The sequence below is a fragment of the Methanobrevibacter sp. genome, from assembly GCF_051877095.1.
In the GTDB taxonomy this organism is placed as follows: Archaea; Methanobacteriota; Methanobacteria; order Methanobacteriales; family Methanobacteriaceae; genus Methanocatella.
In genome coordinates, this window is the sequence record NZ_JBJEIO010000004.1 from 120,773 (window position 1) to 134,588 (window position 13,816).

14 protein-coding genes and 1 tRNA gene are annotated in these 13,816 nt (G+C 29.7%); 10 read left to right on the forward strand and 5 right to left on the reverse strand.

Annotation, left to right across the window (positions count from 1 at the left end; translation table 11 throughout):
• Positions 1-239 precede the first annotated feature (239 nt).
• The 6 genes from tfe (at position 240) to ACI389_RS02670 (ending at position 3,400) form a co-directional block, all read left to right on the forward strand.
• Positions 240-800: a transcription factor E gene (gene tfe, locus ACI389_RS02645; protein WP_439780056.1), complete on the forward strand. Its 561-nt coding sequence runs from the start codon at positions 240-242 to the stop codon at positions 798-800.
• Positions 801-806: 6 nt separating this feature from the next.
• Positions 807-1,298: a TIGR00295 family protein gene (locus ACI389_RS02650; RefSeq protein WP_439779999.1), complete on the forward strand. Its 492-nt coding sequence runs from the start codon at positions 807-809 to the stop codon at positions 1,296-1,298.
• Between the two features lies 1 nt (position 1,299).
• Positions 1,300-2,208 carry a DUF5591 domain-containing protein gene (locus ACI389_RS02655; protein WP_439780000.1) on the forward strand — a complete coding sequence of 303 codons (909 nt, stop codon included), beginning with the start codon at positions 1,300-1,302 and terminating at the stop codon, positions 2,206-2,208.
• Between the two features lie 90 nt (positions 2,209-2,298).
• Positions 2,299-2,583, forward strand: a complete 285-nt coding sequence (locus ACI389_RS02660) for an iron-sulfur cluster assembly protein (protein WP_439780001.1) — start codon at positions 2,299-2,301, stop codon at positions 2,581-2,583.
• 102 nt (positions 2,584-2,685) lie between these two features.
• Positions 2,686-2,760: transfer RNA gene (locus ACI389_RS02665), tRNA-Ile, on the forward strand.
• 124 nt (positions 2,761-2,884) lie between these two features.
• The gene (locus tag ACI389_RS02670; RefSeq protein WP_439780057.1) at positions 2,885-3,400 is read left to right on the forward strand and encodes an amino acid-binding protein; all 516 of its coding nucleotides are present in this window, start codon (positions 2,885-2,887) and stop codon (positions 3,398-3,400) included.
• On the opposite strand, the gene ACI389_RS02675 is transcribed toward ACI389_RS02670, so the two are convergent.
• Complete coding sequence (locus tag ACI389_RS02675; protein WP_439780002.1) at positions 3,397-3,669, reverse strand: HypC/HybG/HupF family hydrogenase formation chaperone; 273 nt, start codon at positions 3,667-3,669, stop codon at positions 3,397-3,399. The genes ACI389_RS02670 and ACI389_RS02675 overlap by 4 nt on opposite strands.
• Positions 3,670-3,747: 78 nt before the next feature.
• Here ACI389_RS02675 and ACI389_RS02680 point away from each other — a divergent pair, with 78 nt between their 5' ends.
• Positions 3,748-5,049: an FAD-dependent oxidoreductase gene (locus ACI389_RS02680; protein ID WP_439780003.1), complete on the forward strand. Its 1,302-nt coding sequence runs from the start codon at positions 3,748-3,750 to the stop codon at positions 5,047-5,049.
• Positions 5,050-5,054: 5 nt separating this feature from the next.
• Here ACI389_RS02680 and ACI389_RS02685 read toward each other — a convergent pair whose 3' ends face one another.
• From ACI389_RS02685 to ACI389_RS02695, 3 genes are read right to left on the reverse strand one after another with little or no spacing between them, the layout of a single operon-like run.
• Positions 5,055-6,104: a glycosyltransferase gene (locus ACI389_RS02685; protein ID WP_439780004.1), complete on the reverse strand. Its 1,050-nt coding sequence runs from the start codon at positions 6,102-6,104 to the stop codon at positions 5,055-5,057.
• Positions 6,105-6,108: 4 nt separating this feature from the next.
• Positions 6,109-7,068: a cell wall biosynthesis protein gene (locus ACI389_RS02690; protein ID WP_439780005.1), complete on the reverse strand. Its 960-nt coding sequence runs from the start codon at positions 7,066-7,068 to the stop codon at positions 6,109-6,111.
• A gap of 57 nt (positions 7,069-7,125) precedes the next feature.
• Entirely contained in the window at positions 7,126-8,187 is a 1,062-nt protein-coding gene (locus ACI389_RS02695; RefSeq protein WP_439780006.1) for an mRNA surveillance protein pelota, read from the reverse strand.
• A gap of 58 nt (positions 8,188-8,245) precedes the next feature.
• Between ACI389_RS02695 and ACI389_RS02700 the strand changes: the two genes are divergently transcribed.
• The 3 genes from ACI389_RS02700 to ACI389_RS02710 all read left to right on the forward strand — a co-directional run bounded on the left by ACI389_RS02700 (position 8,246) and on the right by ACI389_RS02710 (position 13,105).
• Positions 8,246-9,556, forward strand: a complete 1,311-nt coding sequence (locus ACI389_RS02700) for a prephenate dehydrogenase (protein ID WP_439780007.1) — start codon at positions 8,246-8,248, stop codon at positions 9,554-9,556.
• Between the two features lie 311 nt (positions 9,557-9,867).
• Positions 9,868-12,069, forward strand: a complete 2,202-nt coding sequence (locus ACI389_RS02705; RefSeq protein ID WP_439780008.1) for a CDC48 family AAA ATPase — start codon at positions 9,868-9,870, stop codon at positions 12,067-12,069.
• Between the two features lie 202 nt (positions 12,070-12,271).
• Entirely contained in the window at positions 12,272-13,105 is an 834-nt protein-coding gene (locus ACI389_RS02710; protein WP_439780009.1) for a methanogenesis marker 8 protein, read from the forward strand.
• On the opposite strand, the gene ACI389_RS02715 is transcribed toward ACI389_RS02710, so the two are convergent.
• The gene (locus ACI389_RS02715) at positions 13,106-13,774 is read right to left on the reverse strand and encodes a 3'-5' exonuclease (protein WP_439780010.1); all 669 of its coding nucleotides are present in this window, start codon (positions 13,772-13,774) and stop codon (positions 13,106-13,108) included.
• Positions 13,775-13,816 lie beyond the last annotated feature (42 nt).

The following is a 13,816-nucleotide window of genomic DNA, read 5'->3' on the forward strand; positions in this document are numbered from 1 at the left end:
TATTTTTATAATAAAAAAAATATAACTAAACATTACTTTTAAAGAATTATCTTTTTTATTTTTATTTATTTAGAAGTTTCAAAACACTAAAAAATAAGATAATTAATATTAGGGGAAATTAAATGATAGATGATATATTAGTAAAGAAATTATTATCACAAATTGTTGAAAAGGATTATGAAGAAAATCTTAAAAAAAATTTCAGAGAAAGATATCCTGATGAGTCAACCCCTGATGGAATGAATAATCTTATAAGAGCACTGGAACTTCCACCAGAAGATGTACAATATATTTCTAATGATATTCATGAAACTGTTGAAAAAACTATTATTCCAATTATTAAATCATTAAATGATGGTATTGAAACAGATGAAGAAATAGCAGAAAAAACAGGTATTAAACTAAATATCGTTAGAAAAATGTTATACAAGCTTTATGATTTAAGAATTGCTAATTATAAAAGAAGTAAAGATCCAGAAACTCAATGGTTTACTTATTCTTGGAAATTTGAAGAAAATGAATTAATCAGTAGAATTAAAAAAGATAGTGAAGCTGAATTAGCTGAACTTAATAAAGAATTAAATGCTGAAGAAGAGAATATGTTCTTTGTATGTCCATACGGCCATGTTAGGTTTAATTTTGATACTGCAGCAGATCCTTATTACGAATTTTTATGTCCTGCATGTGGCGAAGAATTAGAATATCAAGATAATACTGAAATTATTGAGAACATTAAAAGAGAGATTGAAATAGTTGAAGGTAATTACAATTCATTTCTCAAAAAAATTAAAAAATCATAGATAACAATGGAAATTGAATTACTAAAAAAGGAAAATACTCCTGAAAATGTTATAAACCATTGTAAGGCAGTTTATAAAAAAGCTATGAAAATAGCTTCTAATTTTGATAATGTAAATGTCGACTTAATTAAAAAAGGCGCTCTTTTACATGATATTGGAAGATCAAAAACTCATGGTATCACCCATGCTATTGAAGGAGTTAAGATAGCAAAAAAATATGGTTATTCCGAAGATGTTTTAAACATTATTGAAAGACACATAGGTGCTGGAATAACAAAAGAAGAAGCTATAGGGTTAGGACTTCCTGAAAAATATTATATGCCTCAAACACTTGAAGAAAAAATTGTTGCTCATGCAGATAATTTAATAAGTGGTAGTGAGGAAGTAGATATTAATTTTGTTATAAATAAATGGAAAAAACAAATACCTAATAGTGATGAAAATATTAAAAGACTCATTAAATTAGACAATGAATTAATTAAAGCTTTTGAGGAATAATATGAAAGTAATATGTTCAAGTGAAGAGTCTCTCCACCGTCCAGAAGCAGTTAGATGGAGACAAAGAATGGAAATGATGGAACCTCTCGGAGACACTGTTGTTTTACTACCATGCAGTATGAAAAAACCTTATTCCAATTCCAAGTCACACCAAAAATTTAGAAAACTTACACGTTCATACCAAGAACTTATCGTAACTTCCCCATTTGGAATTTGTCCAAGAGAACTCGAGAATACATTCCCTATTCAATCTTATGATGTAAGTACAACTGGTTCATGGTCACAAGATGAAATTAAAGAAACAGGAAAATTAATTGCTAAATATTGTGAAGGAAAAAATATTGTTGCAAATCTTGCTGGAGGATATTTAGAATCTTGCGAAGCATATGTTGATGATTTCGTAAATGTTTGTAAAGATGGAAGACCAACTTCTCCAGATTCACTTTATAATTTAAGAATGGAACTTAAAAACCATCAAAAGATAAATAGAAGAGAAAAAACATTACATGAATTAAAATCAATTGCTAAATTTCAATTTGGTGAAAATGGAGATAAATTCATCCCAGATAATGTTAAAACCAAAGGAATGTACCATAAAAGAATATTATCTGATGGAAAACAATTAGCATTATTAAATAAGGATCATGGATTATATAGATTAAATTTACCTGGTGGGGAAATTTTAAAAGATTTAGAAACCCATGTTGTTGAAATAGATTTTGATATTACAACAAACACTGTTTTTGCACCAGGAATCATTAAAGCAGATCATAAAATAGTACCAAATGATGAAGTCGTTGTTGTTAAAGATGACATTGTCGTTGGTGTTGGAAAAGCTATAATGACTGGACATGAAATGGAAGAATGCCGTAATGGTATCGGTGTTAAATTAAAACATAGAGTAAAATGATTTTAGTATAATTTGGTTAGTAACAATATTTATAAATATCATTGAAAAAAAAGTATATGTATAATTTCTAAAAAATAGGAGGCAAAAGATATGTCTGAAGAATTAGTAAATAATATTAAAGATGCTATTGCTGTAATTAATGATCCTCATATGGGAATTAGTATTGTGGAAATGGGCATCGTACAAAATATCACAGTTGATGGAGATCAAGCTGAAATTACTCTAAAACCAACCAACCCAGGTTGTATGAGTATCACCCGTATTGCTGCTGATGCAAAAATCAAAGCTGAATCTATTGAAGGAATCGAAAAAGCAAAAATTATAGTCGAAGGACATGCTATGGCAGATTCCATTAATGAAATGATTAATAGATAGACTTTTGAAATCATAATTAATTTCTGTATATAATCGAAAGATTTATATATGGAGATTAATATAACTATAAGTGTTGACAGTTAACTGTCATGTAATACTCATAGGCTAGTGGCACAGCTTGGTTAGCGCGCTCGGCTGATAACCGGGAGGTCATGGGTTCGAATCCCATCTAGCCTACTTCTAAATTATTTTTTTAAAGAATTTTTCACTACTTAACTATTTTATCGTTTTTTAAATGAAATAACATAATAAATATATATCATATTCTACATAATTTAACTTGAATGTACAAAAAAGTAGAATGTTGATTAAAATGTGGGAAAAAATTAATGAAAAATTCAAAAAATACCCTGCAAGAATTAGAGTTGCAGGAAAAATGATAGAACTTGGACTATCATTAAATGAAAATGGAAAAATATATTGTGGAAATTTAAAAATAAGTGATAAAGCACTAGCTACAGCAGCAGATGTGGATAGACGAGCTATTAAATCTACAATTGAAGTGATTCGAGAAGATGAGGAATTATATAATCTTTTTAATAATATTATACCTGCTGGAACACTTCTAAAAAATATTGCAAAAAATTTAAAATTAGGTGTAATAGAAATTGAATGTGGATCTAAAAGCGATGGAATATTAGCAAACACTACAAAATTAATTACAGAAAAAGGAATTGGAATAAGACAAGCTTATGCCGAAGATACTGAACTCCAAGAAAATCCAATATTAACCATCATAACCGAAGAAATAGTAAGTGGAGATTTAATAAATGAATTTTTAAAAATAAAAGGAGTAACAAGAGTGTCTATTTACTAATTTAAATCATTCATTCTTGCTTTTTCCATTTCTTTATCTTCTTCTTCAAGAACTTCTAAAAGTTCTTCCCAAGCTTCTAAAGATTCTTTAGCTGCTTCTTCAGTTAATTTTTCTATTGCATAACCAGCATGGATAAGAACATAATCACCAACTTCTACATCAGGTAAAAGATCTATTTTTGCTTGTTGTCTTGCTCCACCAAAATCCGCATATAACCAATTATCCTCTCTATTAATTTCAACAACATGAGCAGGTGCTGCAATACACATAATTTTCCCTCCAAAATTTAATATGTAAATAATATTAAAAGTAGTATTATATAAAATTATCTAAACGGAGTTAAAAAAATGAAAAATATTGTTATTGGTTCTGGGCCTGCAGGAAGATTAGCTTCCTTAGAGCTTGGAAAATTAGGAGAAGAAGTTATTTTAATTGAAAAAAACCATATTGCTGGTACTTGTCTAAATGAAGGATGTATGGTTGTTTGTGCATTAACAGACATTACAAAATTTATTGAAACAAACAATAGATTCAATGCACACGGATTTTTAAAAAGTCAACTTGAAATATCTTATGAAAAAATTGTTGAAAAAATTACTGAAACACAAAAAAAATTAAGATATTTAAACCAACAAGAAAACGAATCTGTTGGAAACAACATAATTTATGGTGAAGCAAGCATTGACAATAATGTAGTTCGAGTAAATAATGAAAGTTTTGAATATGACAATTTACTCATTGCAACCGGTGCTCGCCCATTTATTCCAGATATCAAAGGTAGCGAATTCGGATTAACAAATAAAGACATATTAAAAATTGATGATATTCCTGAAAAATTAAATATTATTGGTGGAGGAATTATAGCTGCAGAAATAGCTAATATTTACTCAACATTAGGTAGTGAAGTCAATATTATTGCAAGAAGCTCATTTTTAAAAGAAATTACTCCAAACACAAAGAAATATATTTTAGAGAACATAATGTCAGATGTAAATATCTATGAAAATACTGATGTTGTAGAAGCTTTTAAAAATAAAGTTTTACTTAAAAATGGTGAAGAACTAGAAGGAATTCCATTTTTTGCAACAGGAAGAACACCAAATAGTGAAATCGCTAAAGATCTTGTTGAATTAAACAATGATAAAACTATTAAAGTTAATGAAATGATGGAAACTTCACTAGAAAATATATATGCTGCAGGAGATGTAACTGGAGGATACCAACTAACACCAGTAGCAAGAAAAGAAGGTATCACAGCTGCAAGAAATATGGCAGGATACTCAAATAAAGTAAGCTACAATTGTATTCCTCAAACATTAAGCTTAAACATGGAAGTAAGTTTTGTTGAAAATGAAAAATCAGAGTGCCTTGAAAAAGATAAAAAAACTATTGCAATACCTGCAATTGCAGGACCTTCTGCATTTTGGAATATTTTAAATGGTGATACTGGATATTCAGAAATTGAATTTGATGAAAAAAATAATAAAATAAATAGAATTAACTCAATTTCACCATCCTCTGTAAGTGATGTTGCATATTTATCTTATATAATGAGAATGAACTATGATTTAGATGATTATGATGAATTTTTAGAAATTCACCCATCAACAGATACAAACTATAAAATTATAAAAAATATGTGGTTATAATACCACTATTCGACTTTTTTTAAAATTTTATCTGCAAGAACATCTGCAGCTTCAAAACATTGCTTACCATAGATTTCAGCATTTTTCTTTAAAGAACCATAATTCTCAAATGCCTCATCAATGCTTTTACAGACATCGCTGACTTCTGATTCAATAATAGCTCCCTTAAAAACACCAGCCATATTTTGGTATCTTCCCCATTTTACTTTAGTAAGAGCAATAATAGGTTTTTCACAAATCATTGCTTCTTCAAGAGAAACACCATCATCAGTTAAAACTGCTAAATCAGCAAATTTGAATAAATGATTAACCCAATCAATAAATCCAACATAAATTATTTTTTCCTCATCAATCAAATCATAATATTCTTCTTTTAAAGGACGTCCAATCAAAACCAAATTATAATCATTACTATCATCTGCAGCTAAATTAATAGCATCAATAGTTCCCTTAAATATTGATGAACCTGAAGAAAATATAATTGTCTTTTTGTTTTCATCAAAATTAGGATATTCTTTTAACTTTTGAAGAGCAATCTCCACGTTTCCATCACCAATATCATCAGTTAATGGGTAAAAAGATTTATCCATATTACTTGGAAGAGTATCCAATCTAAATTTATCCAATTCCGGCAAAACATAACAATAATTAAATTTAGGACAAACTTTAGAATCTAAAGGAGTTGAAATTAAAGAAAAACAAGGTTTTCTTGCAAATTTAGCACCTAATGAACCTACAATTGCACCTCCACCTAAAACTGCGACAACAAAATCAGATTTACATTTTTTAATAGCTTTCCTTGCTTTAAAAGTTGCAGTTACTAACTTTAAAGCACCTTTAATTGCAGAAAGTTTAGTTGCAGCATGTCCTCCAGCATGAGGAATAGAAATTTTACATACTTCAAAACCATTTTTCTCAAATAAATCACCAGAAGCAGTTTCATCTATACCAATTATAGATTCAACACCTTTTTTTCTAAGTGCCAACATGGTATTAAGTGCAACAACTGCATCACCACCTAAACCTCTTCCTGTAACTGTGAAAAATGCTTTCATATACTCACACTCCTTTTCCTAATTTTGGTATTTTCTTTGAAACATACTTCACATGTGATGCATATGGATTAAATAATAATCTCCTAAATCCTAATGAAATCAATAAAGGATTTTTAACATCATAACGTTTATCTTTAAGGATTAATCTTCTAAACAAATCTCCTAATCCTCCCCCAGTTAATACATCCATGAAATAATCTCCGAATGTTGGATTTAATATTCCTAAGTTTTGTCTGAAAAATACTCTTAAATTATTTCTTCTAACAAATGCAATTAAAGCAACAGTTATAAATCCAAGTAAAATAACAGACCATAATCCTCCAACTATATAAAATGCTAAACCAAGGGCTACACCCAAAGTATGATTTCCAACTTCACCTAACATTATTTTTCCTGAAAAATCAAGAGGAGAGTAAGCAGCACAAACAACAAATATTAATAACGGTGTGTAAACTGCAGGTAATTCATTTACCATTGGTGAACCTACAATTAACATAAGAATTATAGTTACAACAGACATAATCATGGTAACAATACATGCACTACCTGGTTGCATATCTGAAATATTGAGTGGTTGAACCATTAATGCAATAAATATTGCAGAAATCCAATATCCTTCAAGAATACCGGCTATCATCACCAATATAATTCCAATTCCTCTTGAAAGTTGTCCCCATTCAACACCCAAAGGAACACATTTTTTTCTTCCAAGAATATCATCAATTAATGCAAAGATACCTATGATTAGAATCATTGAGTTACAACTAGGCAACATAAAAAAAGACAATACCATAAAAGGAATCACACCAATTGCACGAGGAGTTCCTCCTCTCACATTTGGATATAAATTACCAAGATATCCTCTTTTTCCAAAAAATCTAAAAATAATATCTAAAACAGCAGTACTTACAGCTGTTATGATAAAAACAATAATAAATGCAATAATAATTGATGAATAAAACATGTTATCACTTATATAGTTATTTTTAATTGTTCATATTATATAAATTTGTACATGAAATTAAGCAATTTCATACCTTAAAATAGCTGCCATGCCCCCAAGGCTTTCTAATTGTTTTCCGCCTTCATGTTCACTACTAACAACCATTACTTCACCTTTCATATTTTCAACCATATCCATCAAGTCACCCATATTTTCACTAGCTACTTTAGTATCTAAAATCAAAAGTTCACTAACAGCACCCAAATTAATTGCACTTTTTGTTTGTTTCACACCATATGCAATTTTAGATGAATTTTTACCAATTTCAGTGAGTAATCTATTAATAGCACCCATTTCTTGTGCAACTCTATTTTCTGAAGTTAATTTTTCAACAGACCCTTTTTTAAGAACTTCACTAATACCATTACGTCCACCAGATCCAGTGGATTCTATAACAGATATTTTAGCTAAATCTTTATATTTCTCTTTAATATAATCATAAAAATCATTTTTAACAAAACCTGGACCTGCAATAACAATATTTTGAATAGAATCAAATTTTTCTATTGAATCAATAATCTTATCATAAAATTGGACAATATTTTTTTGCCTATTTTTATCAATTATTCTTTTACCAGAAACATGCCCTTTAATTGGACCATAATACTCGATTCCAAATTGTCTCATCAGACCAATTGTTGCAGTATCATCTTCTAAAACAATTATTATTGCGGATAATTTTTTAGATGCTTCAATAGCTTGATTCATTCTTTTTATTGCCCATTTTGGCCAAAAATCTTTTTTGATTGTAATTGGAGTATTGAGTTTAACTTCCAAAGTATGATGTGATCCAAGAGGAATTAAGTCTTCAGGCCCCCTTGTAATAGTACCAGTTAATCTCAATTTTCCAGTGAATAAATGAAAAGTGATATTCTCAATATCTAAACCTAAATAAAATGTTTTCTTAACTCCCCTATCACTTCTTAATTTATCTCCAGTATTATCTTGAATACGTCTTGTTGTTTTAGAAGAAGCATTATCCCCCTCTTCTATTATATGGGATAAATGCCATAAATCATCCAAAGTTTCTGGAACTACTTCGATAATTCCTTCTTTAGTATCTTGTTTTATAATCCTCATATTTTCACAATAATTTTTCTAGTTAATAATTTATATACTTACTAATTTAATATTATTAATGATTAAGATGAATATTGGAATTATTGGAGGTAGTGATGGTTTAGGTAAAACTATTGTTTACTACTTAAGAGATGAATTTGATGTATACATAACCGGAAGAGATCATAAAAAAGGCAGAAATGTTGCTGATAGTTTAAATGTCAATTATATCGAATTAAATACTGAACTAGCAAGTATTAGTGATATTTTAATTGTTTCGGTACCAATACATCACACATCTAATGTCATACGTGAAGTAGCTCCATTTATGAAAGCTGGAGCATTAATGATTGATGTAACATCAGTTAAAGAAGAACCTTCTAAAACCATGGCAGAAGCATTACCATCCACTGTAGAATATATTCCAACACACCCAATCTTCGGTCCAAGAACCACAGAGTTAGACAACCAAGTAATTGTTCTAACTGCTACTAAAAAAGGCAAATGGTACGAAAAAGTTTATAATTATTTAAATAAGCAACATATGAGAATAATTGAGACTACTGCTCAAAAACATGATCATATGATGAGTATCGTACAAGTATTAACTCATTTTTCATTTATTTCAACTGCATCAGCTATTGAAAAATTAAAAATTAACATTTCCGAAACTGAAGATTATGAAAGCCCAATTTACAATCTTATGATTGATATGATTGCCCGTATCGTTGCACAAAATCCTTACTTAACTTATTACATTCAATCCATGAACAATAATGGTCCAAAAATTAGAAATACATTTGCAGATGCTGTTATTGAGTTAAGAGATGTAATTAATAACGAAGATGATGAAAAATTTGTTGAAATTGCGATTAAAGCAACAAAACATATGGGAGATATTAAAAATGCATTAGGTAGAAGTGATAAAGCGATTAATGGACTTAATCATGAATTTACATTATTGAATAAATCAATAGGTAATGAAGTCGGTCTAAAACACATTTACTCTGGAAAAATCCATGTTGGAATTTTAGATAAAATAGAAGACAAAACCGCAATTTTAAGAAAAGGAAATAAAATTAAAGAATTACGCATAGCTAATATCGAAGTTTTAAGTGATAGTGAACTTCATGATTGGAAGATTAATAATTTAGATAAAAAAACAGAGTCAATTAGTTGTGTATTTCCAAAAGGAATTAATGTTGAAGTCATCAAGGATACAGTTAAAAATATAGCTAATATAATCGATATTAAACTAACCGATAAATATAATGGACCCCAAATTAATGAAAACTATACTAGCTTGACTTTTGAACTTGTTGCACTATCAAAAGAAGATATTGAAAAAGTCAAAGAATTATTCACTGGATTTGGTGGAATTATAAGATAATCATTTTATACAATACGAACATATATTAAAGTGTCAAAAAGTAATTAAACTTTTAATTAAATAATAACACTTTAAAATTTACTTTTTTTATTAGAATAAACTTCCCACAACTTTTTTAATAATTTTACCATAATTAATATTTTTATTAATAATATAAATAAATTTAAGATAATTTTAAAAAAAATTTAAAACCGAAACCTTTATATAGTAAAACATACACAGGTATATTTGTCAATAAAGTTACAAAAAGTAACAAAAAGATTGACACAGAATAACGATTACTAAATTAATGTCATAAGGAGATGATTATCATGGCAGAAAATGAAATTACTCTTAAAGTTGCAGAAGCAATTTCACAAAAAGATATAGGTCAAGGCATTGCAAGACTTGATCCAAATGTAATGGATGACTTAAACATCCATGAAAGAGATTTAATCGAAATTATCGGCGAAAAAAGAACTGCCGCAATCGCCCTTCCTTCACAAACTGACATTGGACTTGGAGTTATCAGAATTGATGGACTAGTTCGTAAAAATTCCGGTGCAACTATCGGTGGAGAAGTTCAAATTAAAAAAACTAAAGCAGTAGAAGCTAAAAAAGTTGTTTTAGCACCAATTGAAAATAATATTCGTGTACAAGGAGATGTACGTGGATTATTTGCTGGAAAAGTAATGGTTCAAGGAGACATTATTGGATCTCAAATTAGAGCACCAAAACCAAGTAGGAATATGGGATTTGGTAGTTTATTTGATGAATTAATGGATTTTACACCAGCAATGAAAGAAATTAAATTTGCTGTTGTATCAACTAACCCAAAAGACATTGTTATAGTCGGTCCAAATACTGAAGTACAACTTTACGAAACTCCCGTTGATGTAAGTAAAATTGAAGGTGTTGGAAACCTTGTTGATGTAAGCTACGAAGATATTGGTGGTCTTAAAGAAGAAGTCAAAAAAGTAAGAGAAATGATTGAAATTCCTCTTAAAAGACCAGAACTCTTTGAAAAACTAGGTATTGCACCTCCAAAAGGAGTATTAATGCATGGTCCACCAGGTACTGGTAAAACATTACTAGCTAAAGCAGTAGCTAGTGAAAGTGATGCTCATTTCATTGCAATAAATGGGCCTGAAATTATGAGTAAATATGTAGGTGGATCTGAAGAAAACTTAAGAGAATACTTTGAAGAAGCAGAAGAAAATTCTCCTTCAATCATATTTATCGATGAACTTGATGCAATTGCACCAAAAAGAGAAGAAACCAATGGTGAAGTTGAAAGAAGAACCGTTGCTCAACTTCTTACCTTAATGGATGGTCTTAAATCCCGTGGCCAAGTAGTAGTAATTGGTGCAACTAATAGACCAGATTCTCTTGACCCTGCACTAAGAAGGCCAGGGAGATTTGATCGTGAAATAGAAATTGGAGTACCAGATTCTGAAGAAAGAAAAGAAGTACTTGAAATTCACACAAGAAATATGCCTCTCTCAGAGGATGTTGACCTCGATAAAATAGCAAATACAACTCATGGGTTTGTTGGAGCTGATCTTGAATCATTATGTAAAGAAGCAGCAATGAGAGTTGTTAGAAGAATCTTACCAGATATTCAAAATGATGAAGAAATTCCAAAAGAAGTAATGGAAAAAATCGTTGTTACAGGTGATGACTTTAAAAATGCACAAAAAGAAATTCAGCCTTCAGCTTTAAGAGAAGTACTTGTTCAAATCCCAGATATTAAATGGGATGATGTAGGTGGTCTTGAAGACATTAAACAAGAACTTAAAGAAGCAGTAGAATGGCCATTAAAACATCCTGAAACGTTCCAACGTTTAGGAATAAGACCTCCTAAAGGAACATTACTTTACGGAATTCCTGGAACTGGTAAAACATTACTCGCAAAAGCAGTGGCAAGTGAGAGTGAAGCAAACTTTATTTCAGTGAAAGGTCCTGAACTCTTATCCAAATGGGTTGGAGAATCCGAAAAAGGTGTTAGAGAGATATTTAGAAAAGCAAAACAGGCATCTCCAACAGTAATCTTTTTCGATGAAATAGACGCAATAGCTAGCTCACGTAGCGAAAATGATACTGATAGTGGTGTAACTAAAAGAGTTGTAAACCAATTATTAACTGAAATGGATGGTTTAGAAGAACTTGAAGATGTTGCAATTATTGCTGCAACTAACAGACCAGACATCTTAGATGCTGGACTTATAAGACCAGGTAGATTCGATAGACACATAGAAGTCGGTGCACCTGATGAAGAAGCAAGACTTGCAATCTTTAAAGTACATACCAAAGACATGCCACTTGCAAAAGATGTTGATCTTAAAAAACTTGCTAAGAATACCGAAAACTATGTTGGAGCAGATATTGAATCACTATGTAGAGAAGCTGCCATGCTTACTTTAAGAAATGACCTCAATGCCAAAGAAATCCCATATAAATACTTCAAAGAAGCAATCGATAAAATAAAACCTGGACATAACTCCACTGAAGAACCATTGCTCCAATACATGTAGGAAGAATAATTAATTCTTCCTTACACTCTTATAAAAACTGAACCATATAATAGAGAGAGATACAGAAATCTCTCCCCAACCTCCATAATAATATTCACACTATTTTCTACCATTAGGGAAGATATGGAATCTTCCCTTAACCTCCATAATCACACTATTTTTAACATACATTTAAATAATAAACTTAATAATATTTTAAATCATGAGCGAACATATTATTGAAGCAATGGGATTGAGTAAAGTAACAATTAAAAATGGGAAAGTTGTTGATGTAACTGAACCAGAAATTGAATATTGTCCTTTATTTGATCATAATAGAAGTATTAAAAAATTAACATCCAAAACAATAGCTGAAAACATACAATTCAGAATAGATGATTTTGGAATGTGTATGCCAAATCGCCAATTAAAAATGAAAGACTTCTTAAACTTTGGAATTTCTGAAATTATGTGTACATTACTTGAGGAAAATGTAATTGATTCTGTTATAATGGTTTTAGAAGGTTGTGGAACATTAATTGTCAATGAACCAGAACTTGTTCAAGGAATTGGTGGAAGAGTATCTGGTCTTGTAAAAACAAGTCCTATTCCAGAATTAATAACTAAAATGGGCGAAGATAATATTGTTTATCCAGAAACTGCTGAAATAAATCAAATTAAAGGAGTAGAACTTGCTATCAAAAAAGGATTTAAAAATATTGCAGTTACAATAGCTCTAGCTAGTGAGATTGATGAAATTGAAAGAATAAAATCTGAAAATCCAGATGTAAACATTTATGTTTTTGTAGTTCACACAACTAAAAGAACTGCTGAAGAAGCAAGAAAACTATTTGATGGTTGTGATGTTATAACATCTTGTGCTTCCAAATATGTCCGTGAAATTGGTCAAAAAGAGAGTGTAAAAACAGTGGGTCAATCCATACCAATTTATGCTAGTAGTGAAGCTGGTAAAAAATTCTTAGAAATGCGTTTAGAAAAAATTGGTGGGGAAAAACCTAAAAAAGATAATCCTGATTTACCTTATCCATTATTATAATTATCTTTTATTTGGTAAAGTAAACTCTGGAGCAACAATTCTTTGATGGAAAGATTGGGATTTATATTCAATAAATTCAAATCGTTTTCCAATAACTCCATATTTTGGATTGAAACCAAAAATATTAATATACTCTCCTAAATCATCTCTTTCACTTTTCATTGCCATAGTTACTTCATATAATGCTTTTGTATCATCAATAGCTCTATGGAAATTAACTTCAGGAATATTATAATATTTAACAGCATCAATTAATTTATGAGGAAATTCTTTCCTATCTTTTAGAACAGATACTGTATCTAACCAATCTAAGCTTGAAACAATATCATCCGCTTCATTTGGAAAATGTCTCTTTAAGAGAGAATAAACAAATTGCAAGTCAAATTGACAATTATGAGCAATCATCAATGTATCTGCTGTAAGTCTTTCTTTTAAATCTTGTGCTACTATTTCTTCACTTAAACCATCATTAATTAACATATCATTTGTAATTCCAGTTAATCTAATTATTTCTGGTGAAATTGGCTCGCTCACATTGATAAATTCATCATACATGTCAATTACAACACCATCTTCAATAGTCAACATTGCAAGTTCAATGATTTTACATGTAAAACAATCAAGTCCAGTAGTTTCAGTATCAAAAAATATGACCTTTATAATAAACACAACCTAAATAAATAAAATTTAATTAATTCTATATATTTGAAC